Genomic DNA, 13,644 nt, shown 5'->3' on the forward strand with positions numbered 1-13,644 from the left:
CTAGCCTGCGGCCGATTCGGGGTCACCCGACCCCTTAATCGCATTCGCTGCCTCGGGCAGGATCTTGACCTGATACTGCTCGCGCAGCATTTTCATGATGGCAGCGGACTCTGCATCGCCCCACGCAGCACCGAGTTGGCGGCTAAAGAGCTCGGAGTCAGCCGCCTCGACCTTGCCCGCCTCGACCTTGTCCAGGCGCACCACCACGTAGTCATTGCCGTCGACCGCTCCTGCATACGCAGGCAAAGGCTGCGAGGGCAAACGCATCGCGGCCTGTAGGATAGGCGCAGTCAGCTGTTGCGGCTGCTCGCGCGTCACGGTAATGCTGGCGCCAAAGCCCTCGGGCAAGCTGGCAGCATCGGCTGACCAGGTTTTCAGGGCTTCGTCGCCCGCCTTGCGGGCAGCCTCGGCGGCGCGCTCATTGGTGAGACGATCTCGGATGGAATCGGTGACTTTGTCCAGCGGCGATACGTGCTGCGGCTGAACCTCTGCCGCGCGCACGACCAGCAAGGTGTCAGAGGACAGCTCGATCACACCAGAATTCAACTTTTCACGCAGCGTATCGTTCGAGAACAGGGATTCGCGCACGCGCGGATTGTCCAGCAAGGCGGCATCGCTGCTGGCAGATGCCGGATTCGCACCGACGGTTTTATCCGCGGGCAGCAAGCCTTGGCGGGTGATACCGCTGACGCTGCGAATCTTCAGCCCCAGCGCATCGGCGGCAGGCTGCAGGCTATCGCGCTGGTCATAGACAATCTCGGTCAGTTTGGTGGCCATCTCGGCAAATCGCGTCGCCGCGATCTGTTTGCGGATCTCGGCCGTGATCTCGTCACGGACTTCGGCCAGGGGCTTGGCGCTCGCTGGCTGAATATCTGTCACCTGGATCACGTGGAAACCCGATGGGCTCTCGACGACACCAGATACCTGGTCCTTGTTCAGGCTGAAAATGGTCTTGTTCAGGTCGCCGGTCAGCATACCGGACGCCATCCATCCCAGATCACCGCCCTTTTGGGCCGAGCCTGCATCCTGTGAGTTGGCCTTGGCCAGATCGGCAAAGCCGGCCGGGTTTGCACTAGCCTGCTGGGCCAGCGACTCGGCCTTGGCACGAGCGGCCTGGCGATCTGCATCCGAGGCGCCAGCGGCCACCTGGATCATGATGTGGCTGGCGCGGCGGCGCTCTGGCTGACCAAAACGGTTCTTGTTCTGTTCGTAATAGCTGGTGACGTCCTCGTCTTTGACTTGGATGTCTTGCGAGGCGGCCGCCTCGTCCAGCACCAGGTATTGTGCGGTGACTTGCTCGGGCACGGTCAGCTGTTGCTGATTGGCGTCGTACCAGGCCTTGATGTCCTCGGGCGACACGGAGACTTGCGTCCGGTAATCGGCGGCGGCAAAGCGGCGCAATTGCACAGTGCGTTCCTGGGTCAGGGCCGACTCCAGCGACGCCGTCACAGCGGTAGGCGCAGTAGCGGATTCCGCCACGGGTTGCAGCACGCGTCCGATCGCCAGATCGCTGCGCAGGCCTGCCTCATACATCGTAGGCGTCATTCCCTGGCCGGCCAACACCTGGCGATAGCGCTCAGGCGAGAAACGGCCGTTATCCTGAACCTGGGGAATGGAAGCGATGGTATTGCGCAGCGTGCTATCAGAGACGGAAAAACGGTTGTCCTGAGCCACCTGGGCCAACAAGCGCTGGTCGATCAATTGATTCAACAGCTGCTCACGCATGGCTGGCGTATCCACCAGAGCGGGGTCGTAACGGCTGCCCAGGCGTTGACGGAAATTCTCGAGCTGATTGCGGTGCGCGTTGTCGAACTCGCCGCGCGTAATGGGTTGCCCGGCGACCGTGGCCAACTCTGGTTCACGGCTGATGAAGCTGTCATAGCCCTGGATACCGACCAGGAAAAACGACGGCACGATCAAAATCAGCAGAATGAACTGCATCCAGCGACGGTGATTGCGTATTAGTTCGAACATGGAATCCTTGTTTGCCCTACGCGACGCCCGGCAAAAACGGGCCTCGCGCCGCAAAAAAACGCATCAAAACAGACCGCAACGCCAATCTCATGAATGGCATTATCTCGAACCACATGTTTTGGTTCGAGATGGCCCGGCACAAATAAATACGCCACGCTTGCCACGGCGCGGCGGCGCTGCCCAAAAGGGGCTCCCTAAAAGGGCCTCCCGTAAGGGAAGACTTTCCTATTAGCGGCCGATGGCACATCCCCCCACGCCACCGGCTGAACACCCCCGATGGGGCATTTTTTGCCTTGAGGCAGCTGGGGCAAAAAAGGGCGAACCGATTCGCCCTTGCCACTGCTATAACCGCACTAGGTTAGCCGCCGGAGTTTACCATTGTCAGCGGGATATCAGACAAGCGGTTTGGCAGCGTATCACCCAGGAGCGACCTCGACCGTCAGGTGGCGAATTTCGTCGATCACGGCAAGTCTGGACCGGATCTCGCTCGCGGTAATGCCGGCGGCTGCCTTGACACTGACGATGACCGCCCGGGCCTGCGGGCCGATCTGCCAGACATGCAGGTCGATAATGGTCGTGCCGGCGCAGGATTTGAGGGCATTCCGGATTTCCTGGGCGACATGGTCATCAGTGGCGTCCAGCAGGACGCTGCTGGTATCGCGCATCAACGTCCAGGCCCAGCGCGCGATGACGACCGCGCCGACAATGCCCATAACGGGGTCCAGCCATACCCAACCCAGGTAACGCCCCGCCAGCAAGGCCAGTATCGCCAATACCGAGGTCAAGGCGTCGGCCATCACATGCAAATAGGCTGATCGCAGGTTGTTATCCTGGCCGTGTGCCGCATCGCGATGCCGTTGAGTACTGTGTTCGTGGGCAACCTGTTCGTGACGGGACTGTTCTTGGCCCTGATGTTCGTGACTGTGGGAATCGTAACCGCCACCCTCTTGAGGGACATGCCGGTGGCCGCCTTGTGTACCGTGATCATGCGCGTGATGACCGGGCGAATGATGATGGTGCCCGTGGTGATGCCCTCCATGGGAATGCCCGCCCGACAACAACATCGCGCTCACGATATTGACGAGTAACCCGATGATCGCAATAACAGTGGCCTCGCCGAACGCGACCGAGGTCGGGTTGACCAATCGGAGCGCTGATTCCACGCCGATGATCAACGCCACGACGCCCAAGATCAAGGCAGAGGCAAAACCTGCCAATTCCCCGACCTTGCCCGTCCCGAAGCTGAACGCACGGTCATCGGCATGACGTTTGGCGTATCCGTAGGCGGCAGCCGCAATACCTAGTGCCCCAGCGTGAGTGGCCATGTGAAAGCCATCGGCCAGCAAGGCCATAGAGCCCGTGATATAGCCCGCGATGACCTCCCCCACCATCATGGCGAAAGTCAGAGCGACGACCCAAGTTGTCCGTCTTGCGTTGGCATCGTGGTCGCGGCCAAGAAACGAATGTCCATGCTGGTCCGCTGACAGGTTGTCGATCGTATTCATTTGGAATACCGCCGGATGGCCATGACCAAGGCCTCGACCCCCTGCTGCCGTTCGTCTTCGCTCAAATCCGGATGAGCAACGTGCTCTCGGGCATGGGCCTCCAGCAACTCATCCAACAAGCCATTCAGCGCGCCTCGGGTGGCCGCGACCAGATGCAGGATCTTGTCGCAGTCGGCTTCGGTTTCCAGAGAACGCTGGACGGCCTGGACCTGCCCCGCGATCCGTTGGACGCGCTTGAGCAGTTCATCTTTGTGAGTCGACAAATGAGACATAGGATACCTCCCTAAGGTATAAGCAGCTTAACATGAACTCTGCTAAACTCGCGGTTCTCTCTGGGGAGTAGCTTCCTTTCAGGATTGTCTGAAAGAGGCTTGCGTCAACACTCTTGGCCCGTCGGCCATGGCGCAAGCGGCCTTTGCGGCTTGGCGAGACCATAGATCCATCACATCCTGCCGGGCGTGTGATTGGTCTATGTTGTCCATGCCCGGTTGATCAGATCACAATGAACGCACTTTCCACGCTCGTGCTCGCTTTGGCGATGTCCACGGACGCTTTCGCCGCCGCTGTCAGCAAAGGCACTGCCCTACACAAACCCAGATTCCCCGAAGCCCTGCGCACGGGTGTCATCTTCGGCATCATCGAAGCAATCACGCCACTCATAGGCTGGGCACTAGGGTCTGTCGCCGCAAAGTACGTCCAGGAATGGGACCACTGGATCGCGTTCATCATGCTCTGTATTCTGGGGCTGATGATGATCCGCAATGCGTTCAAAGAAGAGGATCAGGAATCAGCCCCGGTAAGCCGTCATTCATTCTGGCTGCTGGCGGCCACGGGTTTTGCCACCAGCATTGACGCCATGGCAGTCGGCGTCAGTCTGGCCTTCATCGACAACAATATTGTCGTCACCGCCATCGCGATTGGTCTGGCAACCACGCTGATGGTCACAATAGGCGTCATGGTGGGCCGCGCTCTGGGCAGTATTGCCGGTAAACGCGCTGAAATCCTGGGCGGAATCGCGTTGATCGGCATCGGCTCCACGATTCTTTACGAGCATCTCACGGCAGCAGGACTCTGAACCGTTTCCAGGCCGCATGCATGGCCGCATAGCCGTTGCACAATTGAACCGGCCCCATAGTTGGATATCAATCCAGTCGTCGGGGTCTGTTCAAAATTCAAGCCGACCTTGCGCTTTGCGGGCGCAACACGCAGCCTGCTGCAACTGCATCAAAACTGCGTAGGTCAAGCGGCATTCAACCAACACCGCGCCGAGGTCAACGTACCCGCTCGTTGCGCGATACGGCCGTGGATCGCCGCGATTTCGTGAGCCTGACGCAGCGCCTTGAAACCAGGGCGATCCGCCATGCGGCGTTGCTTATCCTCAGGGCGCAGTGCGGTGACATCGACGTTCTGAAAGAAATCGCGATTGCCGCCGTCGGCCCATGACTCGGAATAGACGCCATGAGCCAGCACCACGTCAAATTGATCCAACTCCACGTGGTAATACGACACGCTCGTCACATGGGTTTCTTGTGTGATCGTGATGCCGTTGATCAGATCGTGCGCACGCACCAGCACGCCGTCGACGTACAGATGATGCCAAGGTGAGACGAGTAGGTCCTGTGCCGGTTGACTCTCACCTAACGCATCCTTGCGAATACGTACCGGGGCGCAGCGAGCCTTTTGTTCGGCAGTACGCAATCCAAACGCGCCATAGTGGCGCCAGCCTATCCATTTGGCCGTACGCCACCCCGTACTGCCGAGAACTTGGTTACCCGGGACAAGATCTTCAATAGCTACCGGCCCCGAGGGCGTCTCAATCAATGTGCCACGCACAAAGCACACCGGAAATACCTCCGTAGTCGAGTACGGAAATGGGGCTCCCAGCTCATAAGACTCATTCAGGTCGGTCGTGAAATAGGTTGCACCGAGACTGTTCTCGAGCTGCAAGAGGATTCCTGTACCTGTCACCCCCCCTATCGTCCCGGAACCGATATACACGCCGTCCTCATAGAGATCAACAGCGTCGCCGACGCTAAAAGCGCCGTCGTCGGAGTCTTGCGTCACGGTATAGGTGTGAGTCTCCGTCATCGGAGTTTTACCAACCACCTTATCGGTGTATTGGCTGAACTCGGTGCCGGTATAGACCGCGTACCCAAAACTGCCGGGCGTTAGGGTGAATGCAAATGACTGGCTCATACGATTCCTCAAACCGCGCGGCAAGGATGGCAATCGCCAGCGCAACCAGATACAAAAAGACAATAAAAATGCGGCCGAAGCCGCAAATTATCACATTAATTGTCCAAATGTAATATAAATCAGGCGCAACAGGCGATAACAATCCACGCCTCGGGATGTCGTCTTACCGAATAACCAGAACGCCGAACGGCCCGACCTGCCCTAGGTTTCAACCGCGTCGCGCGGCTTCAATGGTCGCGATGTCGATTTTTTGCATTGTCATCATGGCATCGAAGGCGCGCTTCGCAGCAGCAGGATCGGGATCGGTGATGGCCTCGAGCAGGACTCGGGGCGTGATTTGCCAGGACAGACCCCAACGATCCCTACACCAACCGCAGTCACTCTCTTGGCCACCATTGCCGACGACGGCATTCCATAGACGGTCGGTTTCCGCCTGGTCGTCCGTGGCGATCTGAAACGAAAACGCCTCGTTGTGCTTGAACACCGGGCCACCGTTCAGGCCGACGCACGGGATTCCAGCGACGGTGAACTGCACGGTCAAGACGTCTCCTTGCTTGCCGTCGGGATAGTCGCCCGGGGCGCGGAGAATGTCTCCCACGGAGCTATTAGGAAAAGTTTCGGCATAGAACGTCGCGGCATCCAACGCATCGCGGTCATACCACAAACAGATCGTGTTCTTGCTGATCATTGCGCGTCTCCTGAAGGGTAGGCATGGTCATCTGCCGTCCTCAAAATAACGCAGATCGCCTTCATTGCGAATCCCGTATCGTCCGCTTGGTACCAATGCTCACAAACGCAGCGCCCGCCCTTTAGCCAACAACTACCAAAAGGACGGGCATAAAAACCGGGAATCCACACCGGCCAGGCCAGCCTGTCCGACCTGGCCCGCCGCTACATAAAAGACTCGGCGCCCGGAAAATTGCGGGCGCCGAGCCTCGCTCTCATGCAGAACAATCAGTCCTTATAGACCTTGATCTGATCACTCTTTAGCACGTCCGCATTCAAGCTCTTTTCGATCCATCCCATCGACGTCTCCTCAACGCCCGGGGTAACCAGTTCAGCCGGCACGATGGTGATATCCGACAGCACTTTGAACGGATACTTGTCGCTCTTTTTGGTCACGCCAAAGAGCTGTGCCTCCAGGCTCTGTCCATCGACGCGATTGAGCGTCAGCTCACGTCCAAAGCCTTTGAACTTGATGTCATGCATTGCCGCGGCCACCTGCTCGGGCGTGGGCCATGCTCCGCCGTTATCCTTGATGGCCTTTTCGTAGCCCGCTTTCAGGCCATTCAGGGCTTGCACCATGTGATACACCGAGTAAATCGGATAGGCGCCCGTTTTGTCATGGAATTTCTTGATGAATGCCTGGTGTGCAGGATCATCCTTGGTTTCCGGGTGCAGGAAATAATGATCGCCGCGTGCCCCGATGTAGACGCCTTCGGGCAGGGAGTTGCCGAGGCGCTCCAGCGAACTCTCGGCCAACGACAGGACAAAGGTCGAGTTCTTGAACAGATTGCGCTGCGAGGCCTGGCGCACGAAATTATCCAGATCGCCGCCCCATGAGGTCGACAGAATCACGTCTGGACGCAGCGCCTGCAAACGGCTGATCTCCGTGGAAAAGTCCGCCGCGCCGAATTTCGGGAACATTTCGGCAACGACTTTCACGTCGGGTTTGAATTTCTTCAGCGCTGCCAGGAAGATGTCGCGCGAATCACGGCCCCACGCGTAATCCTGGTTGACGATGGCCAAGGTCTTGAAGTCCGGTTTCACCTTCATCAGGTACAGTACCTGGGCCACCATTTCGGTGGTGGCGTTAGCCTGGGTACGGACCACGTATTTGTATTTCTTGCCCTCCAGGGCCTTTTCCGTGCCGCAGTCCCACAACACGTTCAGGACTTTCAGGTCCTCGGCAACCGGCGCCACGATGTTGCAGTGGCCGCTGGAAATCGCCGACAGCATGACCCGCGTGCCGCCCTCGGCCAAACGGCGATACTCCGTCAGGAGCTTTTCGCCACCGCCACCCTCGTCGATATAGCTGGGCACGATTTTCACGCCGTCGATGCCGCCATTGGCGTTGATGTCCTGAATCAAGATCTCGGCGGCATCGCGGGCGGGAATCCCGAATACCGAGGCCGATCCCGACAGGTAGGTCGAGATACCGACATTCAGCTCTTTGGGTTTATCGGCAGCATGGGCAAATGCGGCAACGCCCGAGAGCAGCATGGCGCCCAGCAAAGGGGTCAACCTGGAAAGTTTCTTCATTGTGTTATCTCCTGGTCCAACGGTTCATAAGATTTATCGATTGACCTCGCAGGCCGCAGGCCCACGGGTCGGAGTGGTGTCAAGTCCGTTGATTCGCCTGAGGTTTTGGACAAGACACCCCACGATCCCCATCAGTGCATTCAGCCTGAAATCTGGCCGTTAAAACACAATCGCGTCGCGCAGGTTGCTGCCTGTGGCCAGCTCGTCAAAGCCTTCGTTGATCTGATCCAGCGTAAAGGACTTGCCCATCATTTTGTCTACCGGCAAACGGCCGCCTTTGTACAGATCGATGTAGCGTCCAATATCGATGGCAGGCACGCCCGAGCCTAGATAGCTGCCGCGGATTTCACGCTCCTCGCCCACCATCTGCGACAGTGACAGCGAAAAACTCAGTTTGGGATTCGGCAGGCCCGAGGTGATGGTCGCACCGCCTCGGCGGGTGAGTTTGTAGGCCGTTTCAAACGCGGGCACCGCACCCGCCATATCCAGCCCATAATGCACGCGGCCACCGGACAGGTCATAGAGATCATCATCGCTCTTGACCTGTTTGGGGTTCACCGTATGCGTCGCGCCCAGGTCACGCGCCAACGCCAGTTTGTCGTCGGAAAGATCCACCGCCACCACCCGGCGCGCGCCGGCCGCGACGGCAGCGAGCAAGGCGCTGAGGCCCACGCCGCCTAAACCGACAATCGCCACGTCGTCGCCTGCTTTGACGCGGGCTCGGTTCAACACCGCCCCCGCCCCGGTCAAGACCGCACAACCGAATAGTGCCGCCTCGCGATGGGATAGCTCGACGTTGACCTTGACGCATGAACGGCGTGACACGACGGCGTATTCGGCAAAACACGACACACCGGTGTGGTGATTCAGATACTCGTCACCGACATGCAAGCGCCGCGCACCGCTCAACAATGTCCCTTGCGTATTCGCAGCCGCCCCCGGCTCACACAGTGCCGGCCTGCCCTCCAGGCACGGATGGCAGCATCCGCAGCTAGGGACAAACACCATGGCGACATGATCCCCGGCCTGCAGATCCGTGACGCCGGCGCCGACCTCGACGACCTCGCCCGATGATTCATGGCCGAGCACCATAGGCAGGCCGCGTGGGCGGTCACCATTGATGACGGATAGATCTGAATGGCAAAGGCCCGCGGCACGGATACGCACCAAGACTTCGCCGAAACCCGGGGGGTCCAGTTCGACTTCGGTGATTTGCAGGGGACGGCTATCTGCATAAGGCGCGGCCAGGCCCATATTGCGTAAAACGGCGGCTTTGATTTTCATCGACAACTCCGAAAAATCCGAACGCATGGCTGCTGCGAACCCGCTGCAGCAAAGACACATCTATGTAAAACGTCAGGCACCCAGCTACACGACAGTACCTGCCAATACGAATCGCTAAACACTGGACTGCATGACTACATCCTCCGATCGCGCCACACTGGACTGCATGATTACGTCCTCCGATCGCGCCACACAGGATCGCATGACTACGCCAGTCAAAGCACGCCGCTGCGCATCAAATCGTGCGGCCACCGTCCACCGGGAACTCGACGCCAGTGATGAACTCTGCGGCATCGCTGGCCAGATAGAGCGCAGCTGCCGCCACGTCCGACGGTTGGCAGAAACGGCCCAACGGAATCGTGGCAGAAAACTTCGCGCGGTTCTCCGGCGTATCCGGCAATCCCATGAACAGCTCAAACATTCCCGTCACACCCATCACTGGGCAGATGGCGTTGACACGGATATTGTCGGGCCCCAGTTCAACCGCCATGGATTTGGACAAGACATTCACCGCGCCTTTGGAGGCGTTGTACCAACTCAGTCCAGGACGCGGACGAATCCCTGCAGTGGAGCCAATGTTCAGGATCACACCGCGCTTTTGTTGCCGCATGTGCGGGATGACAGCCTGCGACATGTGATAGATGGATTTCACATTGATCGCGAACATACGATCGAACATTTCCTCATCCACGTCCAGCATCGGCTGGTTTTTATGTGTGATGGCCGCGTTGTTCACGACGATATCCAGTCCACCGAATGCTTCCAGGGTGTGCGTGACCATCGCGTCGATATCCGCGCGGCTGGAGACATCCGTCTGCAGTGATAGCGCAACACTGCCGATCTCGCCGGCCACACGATCAGCGGCTTTTTTATTGATATCGGCGATCACGACCTGAGCGCCCTCTTTGGCGAAAAGCTTGGCGATGCCTTCGCCAAAACCACTGCCTGCGCCCGTAACGATGGCGACCTTACCTTGCAATTGACCCATCTCTCTCTCCGTCTTCTGCCTGGGGTTACTTACCGTGTTGCCAAATGGCCTTCAGTATCGAGAACACACTGTTCACTGAGGGCCACCCGTATCGTGTTGACATGCGACCGTGTGAGGAAGGCTCACCTCAATTCAGCGAGATCGCGCCGCGTTCGATGGTCCAGATCTGATCCGGGATATCGCCGAGCAGTTTGACGTTGGACTCGGTGATCACCACGCACAGATCAGGCTGCAAGTCTTTCAACCGCGCGAGCGCCTCGGTGTAGTCACGCGCGAGCTTGGGCGCCAGCCCCTGAAAGGGCTCGTCCAGCATCAAGAGGCGCGTGCCCACCATCACCGCTCGCGCCAGCGCCACCATCTTGCCCTGCCCGCCCGACAGCGCCGCACCGGACCGCGCCAACATGGGCTCCAGCTGAGGCACGACCTTGAGCACCGTGTCGATACGCTGGCGGATCGCTTCACTCGATTGTCCTTGGACCTCGCAAGGCAAACGCAGATTTTGCTCCACCGTCATGGTGGGGAAAATCACGCGGTCTTCGGGGGAATAGCCGATCTGGTGTGCCGCCCGCAGATGGCCCGGCAACGCCGAAAGCTCGATGCCGTCGAATTCGATGCGCCCGGATTTCAGGCGAGTCAGGCCCATGATGGTACGCAATAGCGTAGTCTTGCCTGCGCCGTTGCGCCCGACAATGCCGATCGTTTTTGTCGCCTCAAACCGCGCAGTCACATCACGCAGAATGCGGTTGCCAGCGAGGTCCACGTTAATGGCCGATAGATTCAACATGGCTCATACCCCCAGGACTTCGCTCTTGATTTGCGGATGGTTCAGCACGTGCTCGGGCGAACCGTCGGCAGCCACTTTGCCCGCGATCCACGCCGCCACGCGCGTGGCGTAGCGCGACACGATGTCCACGTCATGTTCCACGAACCAGCTTGTCACGCGACGCTCATCCAGCGCATGCATGACGGTCTCCATCAAACCATGCTTATCCTCCGAGGCGACACCGCTGGTAGGCTCGTCCATGATCAAGAGTTTGGGTTGCAGAGCCAACGCCATTGCCACATCCAACAGTTTGCGTTTGCCCTCCGGCAGCTCAATGCATAGCGCATCGGCGTCCGGCAACAATCCCACCAGATCCAATGTCGCGTCGACTTCGCGGCCATCTATGGTGTGCTCCAGTGCACGAAACCAGCTCAGGTCCTTGTTGCGCCGCGCGGCAGCAATTTGCACGCATTGGCGCACCGTGTGCTCCGTGAACAACTGCGGCAGTTGAAACGAGCGTCCCAGGCCGAGGCGCACGATCTTGCGCGGCGCCATGCCGGTGACGTCTTTGCCGTTGAAGTAAACCTTGCCCTTTGACGGTTTCAGATATCCGGTGCAGATGTTGATGAACGTGGTCTTGCCCGCACCGTTCTGCCCGATCACGGCGAGGCGCTCGCCCTCGTGCAGCTCAAAATCAATATTGTCTGCAGCCACCACGCCGCCAAAGGCGAGCGTGAGGCCGGTCGTCTTCACTAACGGTTCCATGCTCAGTTCCTTGCCGGTTTGGGGGTGGCGATGCGCTTCATGATCTGGCCGACAAAGCCGGTCGGAAAAATAAAGATCACCAGAATCAACGTCAGCCCCAACAGGAACTGCCACAGGCCGGGGAAATAGGCTGCCGAGGCCAGCTTGACGAATTCGAATGCGGCGGCCCCCAGGAAAGCGCCAGCAGCGTGGCCCGCACCACCCAGGATGGTGATAAAGACAAACTCTCCAGACCGCAGCCACGAACCCAACTCAGGCGTGACCAGCCCCTGCATCAAGGCGAGCAACGCGCCCGATACGCCAACTACCACAGCCGACAACAGATACCCTTTCCACATGATCAGATATGCGGAAAATCCCAGGTACTCGATGCGAGTCTCATTCGTCTTGATGGCCGACAATGCCTGTCCGCTGCCCGACCGGAAATAACGCTGTACCCACCACGCCAGCAGCAGCGACAACACCAAGGTCAGCACCAGCAGACCGCGCTCGAAAGCCGCGCGTTCCATGACCAGGCCGAACAAGGTGGGACGCACAATACGCAGCCCATCCGAACCGCCCGTCAGGTGATAGAGCTTGCCCAGCAGCGCAAACAGCACCATGCTGAGCGCGAGGTTCAACATCCCGAAGAAAATCCCCCTGTAACGCACGACAAACGAGCCGACGACCAACGCGGCAGCAAAACTCGCGACCACGCCTGCCAGGATCAACAGCAACGCATCTGCACCAGGCATGGCCCGTGCCAGAAACGCGACCGTGTACGCAGAGATGCAGGCATACATGGCATGACCGAACGACACTTGGCCAGCCCGCGCCATGATCGAGACCCCCAGGGCCGCGATCGCGTACGTCAACCCGATCACAATCGGTGTGATGGTCCAGGAAAAGCTATAGCCCACGATGAGCGTGATGATCGCGGCCAATACGCTGAGGATAGGAACGTTCATCAGATCCTCCTCGCTTGAGCCACGGTGAACAAGCCATGTGGCCGGATGATGAGCACCAGCACCATGATGATGTACGGAACTGCGACCTCCAGTTCAGGCGCGGTGTAGACCGTCATGGCGCGGATGATGCCAATCAGCAGCGAAGCGATCAGCGCACCCGTGATTTGCCCCAGGCCCGCTGTCGCCACCACGGCAAAGGACAACACCGTCATATCCGTCCCGGCGCCTGGCACGAGCGAGGTCGTGGGGGCCGCCAGCGCACCGCCCAATGCCCCCAGAATCGTCGCGATCACAAAAGTCACCAGGCCGATTTTCTTTGCATTGATGCCCAGTGACGTGGCGACCTCACGATGGTGAGTCATGGCCACGGTCTGCTTGCCGAGCTTGGTGTGCTTCAGGAAAAACTCCAGGAATACATAAGCCAGCACAGCGGTCACCGGCACGATGATCAACTGATACGTGGTGTAGGTAATCTCGCCCAGCTCGATATTGCCCAGCCGGTTTACCACCTCGCTGGCGCTATAGGGCTGCGCGCCCCAGATCATGCGCTGGATGTCCTCCAGCATCAGAAACGCGCCAAAGGTCAGCAACAATTTGAGAATGGGATCGTAGTTCTGCGCACGGCGAATCAGCAGAAACTCCATCACGCCGCCCAACACCAGCCCCACGACAATCGCGGCCGCGAACAGGGCCGCAAACAACAAAATGGGGGATTCGCTATGTGGCGCGAGCGCCATGACAAACGTGGCAGCGGCATAGCCGCCATAAGCATAAAACGCGCCGTGGGCAACGTTCAGTATTCCCATGACGCCAAACACCAGCGTCAGGCCCATCGAGACCAAAAATAGCAGGCTGGCATAAGCCACACCGTCTACCAAGGCCAAAGGCAGTAGATCCCAGGTCAAACCTTGTCTCCTTCTTTTATGGAATATCGCTGGAACGTGGGACCTTGTCCTGCAG

Annotated in this window: 13 protein-coding genes and 1 riboswitch; of the genes, 1 reads left to right on the forward strand and 12 read right to left on the reverse strand. The window is 58.9% G+C overall.

Annotated features, from left to right (window positions below; all coding sequences use genetic code 11):
• The 3 genes from ACYVI2_RS24895 to ACYVI2_RS24905 form a co-directional block, all read right to left on the reverse strand.
• A complete protein-coding gene (locus tag ACYVI2_RS24895; protein WP_415819791.1) occupies positions 1 to 1,974 on the reverse strand; it encodes a SurA N-terminal domain-containing protein in 1,974 nt (657 codons plus the stop codon).
• A 416-nt stretch (positions 1,975 to 2,390) separates the two neighbouring features.
• Positions 2,391 to 3,479, reverse strand: a complete 1,089-nt coding sequence (gene dmeF, locus ACYVI2_RS24900) for a CDF family Co(II)/Ni(II) efflux transporter DmeF (RefSeq protein ID WP_415819792.1) — start codon at positions 3,477 to 3,479, stop codon at positions 2,391 to 2,393.
• Entirely contained in the window at positions 3,476 to 3,751 is a 276-nt protein-coding gene (locus ACYVI2_RS24905) for a metal/formaldehyde-sensitive transcriptional repressor (protein ID WP_415819793.1), read from the reverse strand. The genes dmeF and ACYVI2_RS24905 overlap by 4 nt, the downstream gene beginning before the upstream one ends.
• Before the next feature lie 47 nt (positions 3,752 to 3,798).
• Positions 3,799 to 3,972, forward strand: a riboswitch (yybP-ykoY riboswitch).
• A gap of 9 nt (positions 3,973 to 3,981) precedes the next feature.
• Here ACYVI2_RS24905 and mntP point away from each other — a divergent pair.
• Positions 3,982 to 4,554, forward strand: a complete 573-nt coding sequence (gene mntP, locus ACYVI2_RS24910) for a manganese efflux pump MntP (RefSeq protein WP_415819794.1) — start codon at positions 3,982 to 3,984, stop codon at positions 4,552 to 4,554.
• A 164-nt stretch (positions 4,555 to 4,718) separates the two neighbouring features.
• Here the strand turns inward: mntP and ACYVI2_RS24915 are convergent, their stop codons facing one another.
• The 9 genes from ACYVI2_RS24915 to ACYVI2_RS24955 form a co-directional block, all read right to left on the reverse strand.
• A complete protein-coding gene (locus ACYVI2_RS24915) occupies positions 4,719 to 5,675 on the reverse strand; it encodes a Hint domain-containing protein (protein ID WP_415819795.1) in 957 nt (318 codons plus the stop codon).
• Between the two features lie 208 nt (positions 5,676 to 5,883).
• A complete protein-coding gene (locus ACYVI2_RS24920) occupies positions 5,884 to 6,363 on the reverse strand; it encodes a VOC family protein (protein WP_415819796.1) in 480 nt (159 codons plus the stop codon).
• Between the two features lie 266 nt (positions 6,364 to 6,629).
• A complete protein-coding gene (locus tag ACYVI2_RS24925) occupies positions 6,630 to 7,937 on the reverse strand; it encodes an ABC transporter substrate-binding protein (protein ID WP_415819797.1) in 1,308 nt (435 codons plus the stop codon).
• A gap of 159 nt (positions 7,938 to 8,096) precedes the next feature.
• Positions 8,097 to 9,221, reverse strand: coding sequence for a zinc-dependent alcohol dehydrogenase family protein (locus ACYVI2_RS24930; RefSeq protein ID WP_415819798.1), 1,125 nt, complete (start codon positions 9,219 to 9,221; stop codon positions 8,097 to 8,099).
• A gap of 235 nt (positions 9,222 to 9,456) precedes the next feature.
• Positions 9,457 to 10,209 (reverse strand): SDR family oxidoreductase, encoded by a 753-nt coding sequence (locus tag ACYVI2_RS24935; RefSeq protein ID WP_415819799.1) that lies wholly within the window; start codon positions 10,207 to 10,209, stop codon positions 9,457 to 9,459.
• A 127-nt stretch (positions 10,210 to 10,336) separates the two neighbouring features.
• Positions 10,337 to 10,993: an ABC transporter ATP-binding protein gene (locus ACYVI2_RS24940; RefSeq protein WP_415819800.1), complete on the reverse strand. Its 657-nt coding sequence runs from the start codon at positions 10,991 to 10,993 to the stop codon at positions 10,337 to 10,339.
• 3 nt (positions 10,994 to 10,996) lie between these two features.
• Positions 10,997 to 11,737: an ABC transporter ATP-binding protein gene (locus tag ACYVI2_RS24945; RefSeq protein WP_415819801.1), complete on the reverse strand. Its 741-nt coding sequence runs from the start codon at positions 11,735 to 11,737 to the stop codon at positions 10,997 to 10,999.
• 2 nt (positions 11,738 to 11,739) lie between these two features.
• Positions 11,740 to 12,684 carry a branched-chain amino acid ABC transporter permease gene (locus ACYVI2_RS24950; protein ID WP_415819802.1) on the reverse strand — a complete coding sequence of 315 codons (945 nt, stop codon included), beginning with the start codon at positions 12,682 to 12,684 and terminating at the stop codon, positions 11,740 to 11,742.
• On the reverse strand, positions 12,684 to 13,589 hold the full coding sequence (locus ACYVI2_RS24955) for a branched-chain amino acid ABC transporter permease (RefSeq protein ID WP_415819803.1): 906 nt from the start codon (positions 13,587 to 13,589) through the stop codon (positions 12,684 to 12,686). The genes ACYVI2_RS24950 and ACYVI2_RS24955 overlap by 1 nt, the downstream gene beginning before the upstream one ends.
• Between the last annotated feature and the right edge of the window lie 55 nt (positions 13,590 to 13,644).

Source organism: Bordetella tumbae, from assembly GCF_054780995.1.

What these genes read in the sequence shown, in the direction of transcription:
- ACYVI2_RS24895 (WP_415819791.1), bottom strand. Translation starts at nt 1,974, where the DNA reads ATGTTCGAACTAATACGCAATCACCGTCGCTGGATGCAGTTCATTCTG.
- dmeF (WP_415819792.1), bottom strand. Translation starts at nt 3,479, where the DNA reads ATGAATACGATCGACAACCTGTCAGCGGACCAGCATGGACATTCGTTT.
- ACYVI2_RS24905 (WP_415819793.1), bottom strand. Translation starts at nt 3,751, where the DNA reads ATGTCTCATTTGTCGACTCACAAAGATGAACTGCTCAAGCGCGTCCAA.
- mntP (WP_415819794.1), top strand. Translation starts at nt 3,982, where the DNA reads ATGAACGCACTTTCCACGCTCGTGCTCGCTTTGGCGATGTCCACGGAC.
- ACYVI2_RS24915 (WP_415819795.1), bottom strand. Translation starts at nt 5,675, where the DNA reads ATGAGCCAGTCATTTGCATTCACCCTAACGCCCGGCAGTTTTGGGTAC.
- ACYVI2_RS24920 (WP_415819796.1), bottom strand. Translation starts at nt 6,363, where the DNA reads ATGATCAGCAAGAACACGATCTGTTTGTGGTATGACCGCGATGCGTTG.
- ACYVI2_RS24925 (WP_415819797.1), bottom strand. Translation starts at nt 7,937, where the DNA reads ATGAAGAAACTTTCCAGGTTGACCCCTTTGCTGGGCGCCATGCTGCTC.
- ACYVI2_RS24930 (WP_415819798.1), bottom strand. Translation starts at nt 9,221, where the DNA reads ATGAAAATCAAAGCCGCCGTTTTACGCAATATGGGCCTGGCCGCGCCT.
- ACYVI2_RS24935 (WP_415819799.1), bottom strand. Translation starts at nt 10,209, where the DNA reads ATGGGTCAATTGCAAGGTAAGGTCGCCATCGTTACGGGCGCAGGCAGT.
- ACYVI2_RS24940 (WP_415819800.1), bottom strand. Translation starts at nt 10,993, where the DNA reads ATGTTGAATCTATCGGCCATTAACGTGGACCTCGCTGGCAACCGCATT.
- ACYVI2_RS24945 (WP_415819801.1), bottom strand. Translation starts at nt 11,737, where the DNA reads ATGGAACCGTTAGTGAAGACGACCGGCCTCACGCTCGCCTTTGGCGGC.
- ACYVI2_RS24950 (WP_415819802.1), bottom strand. Translation starts at nt 12,684, where the DNA reads ATGAACGTTCCTATCCTCAGCGTATTGGCCGCGATCATCACGCTCATC.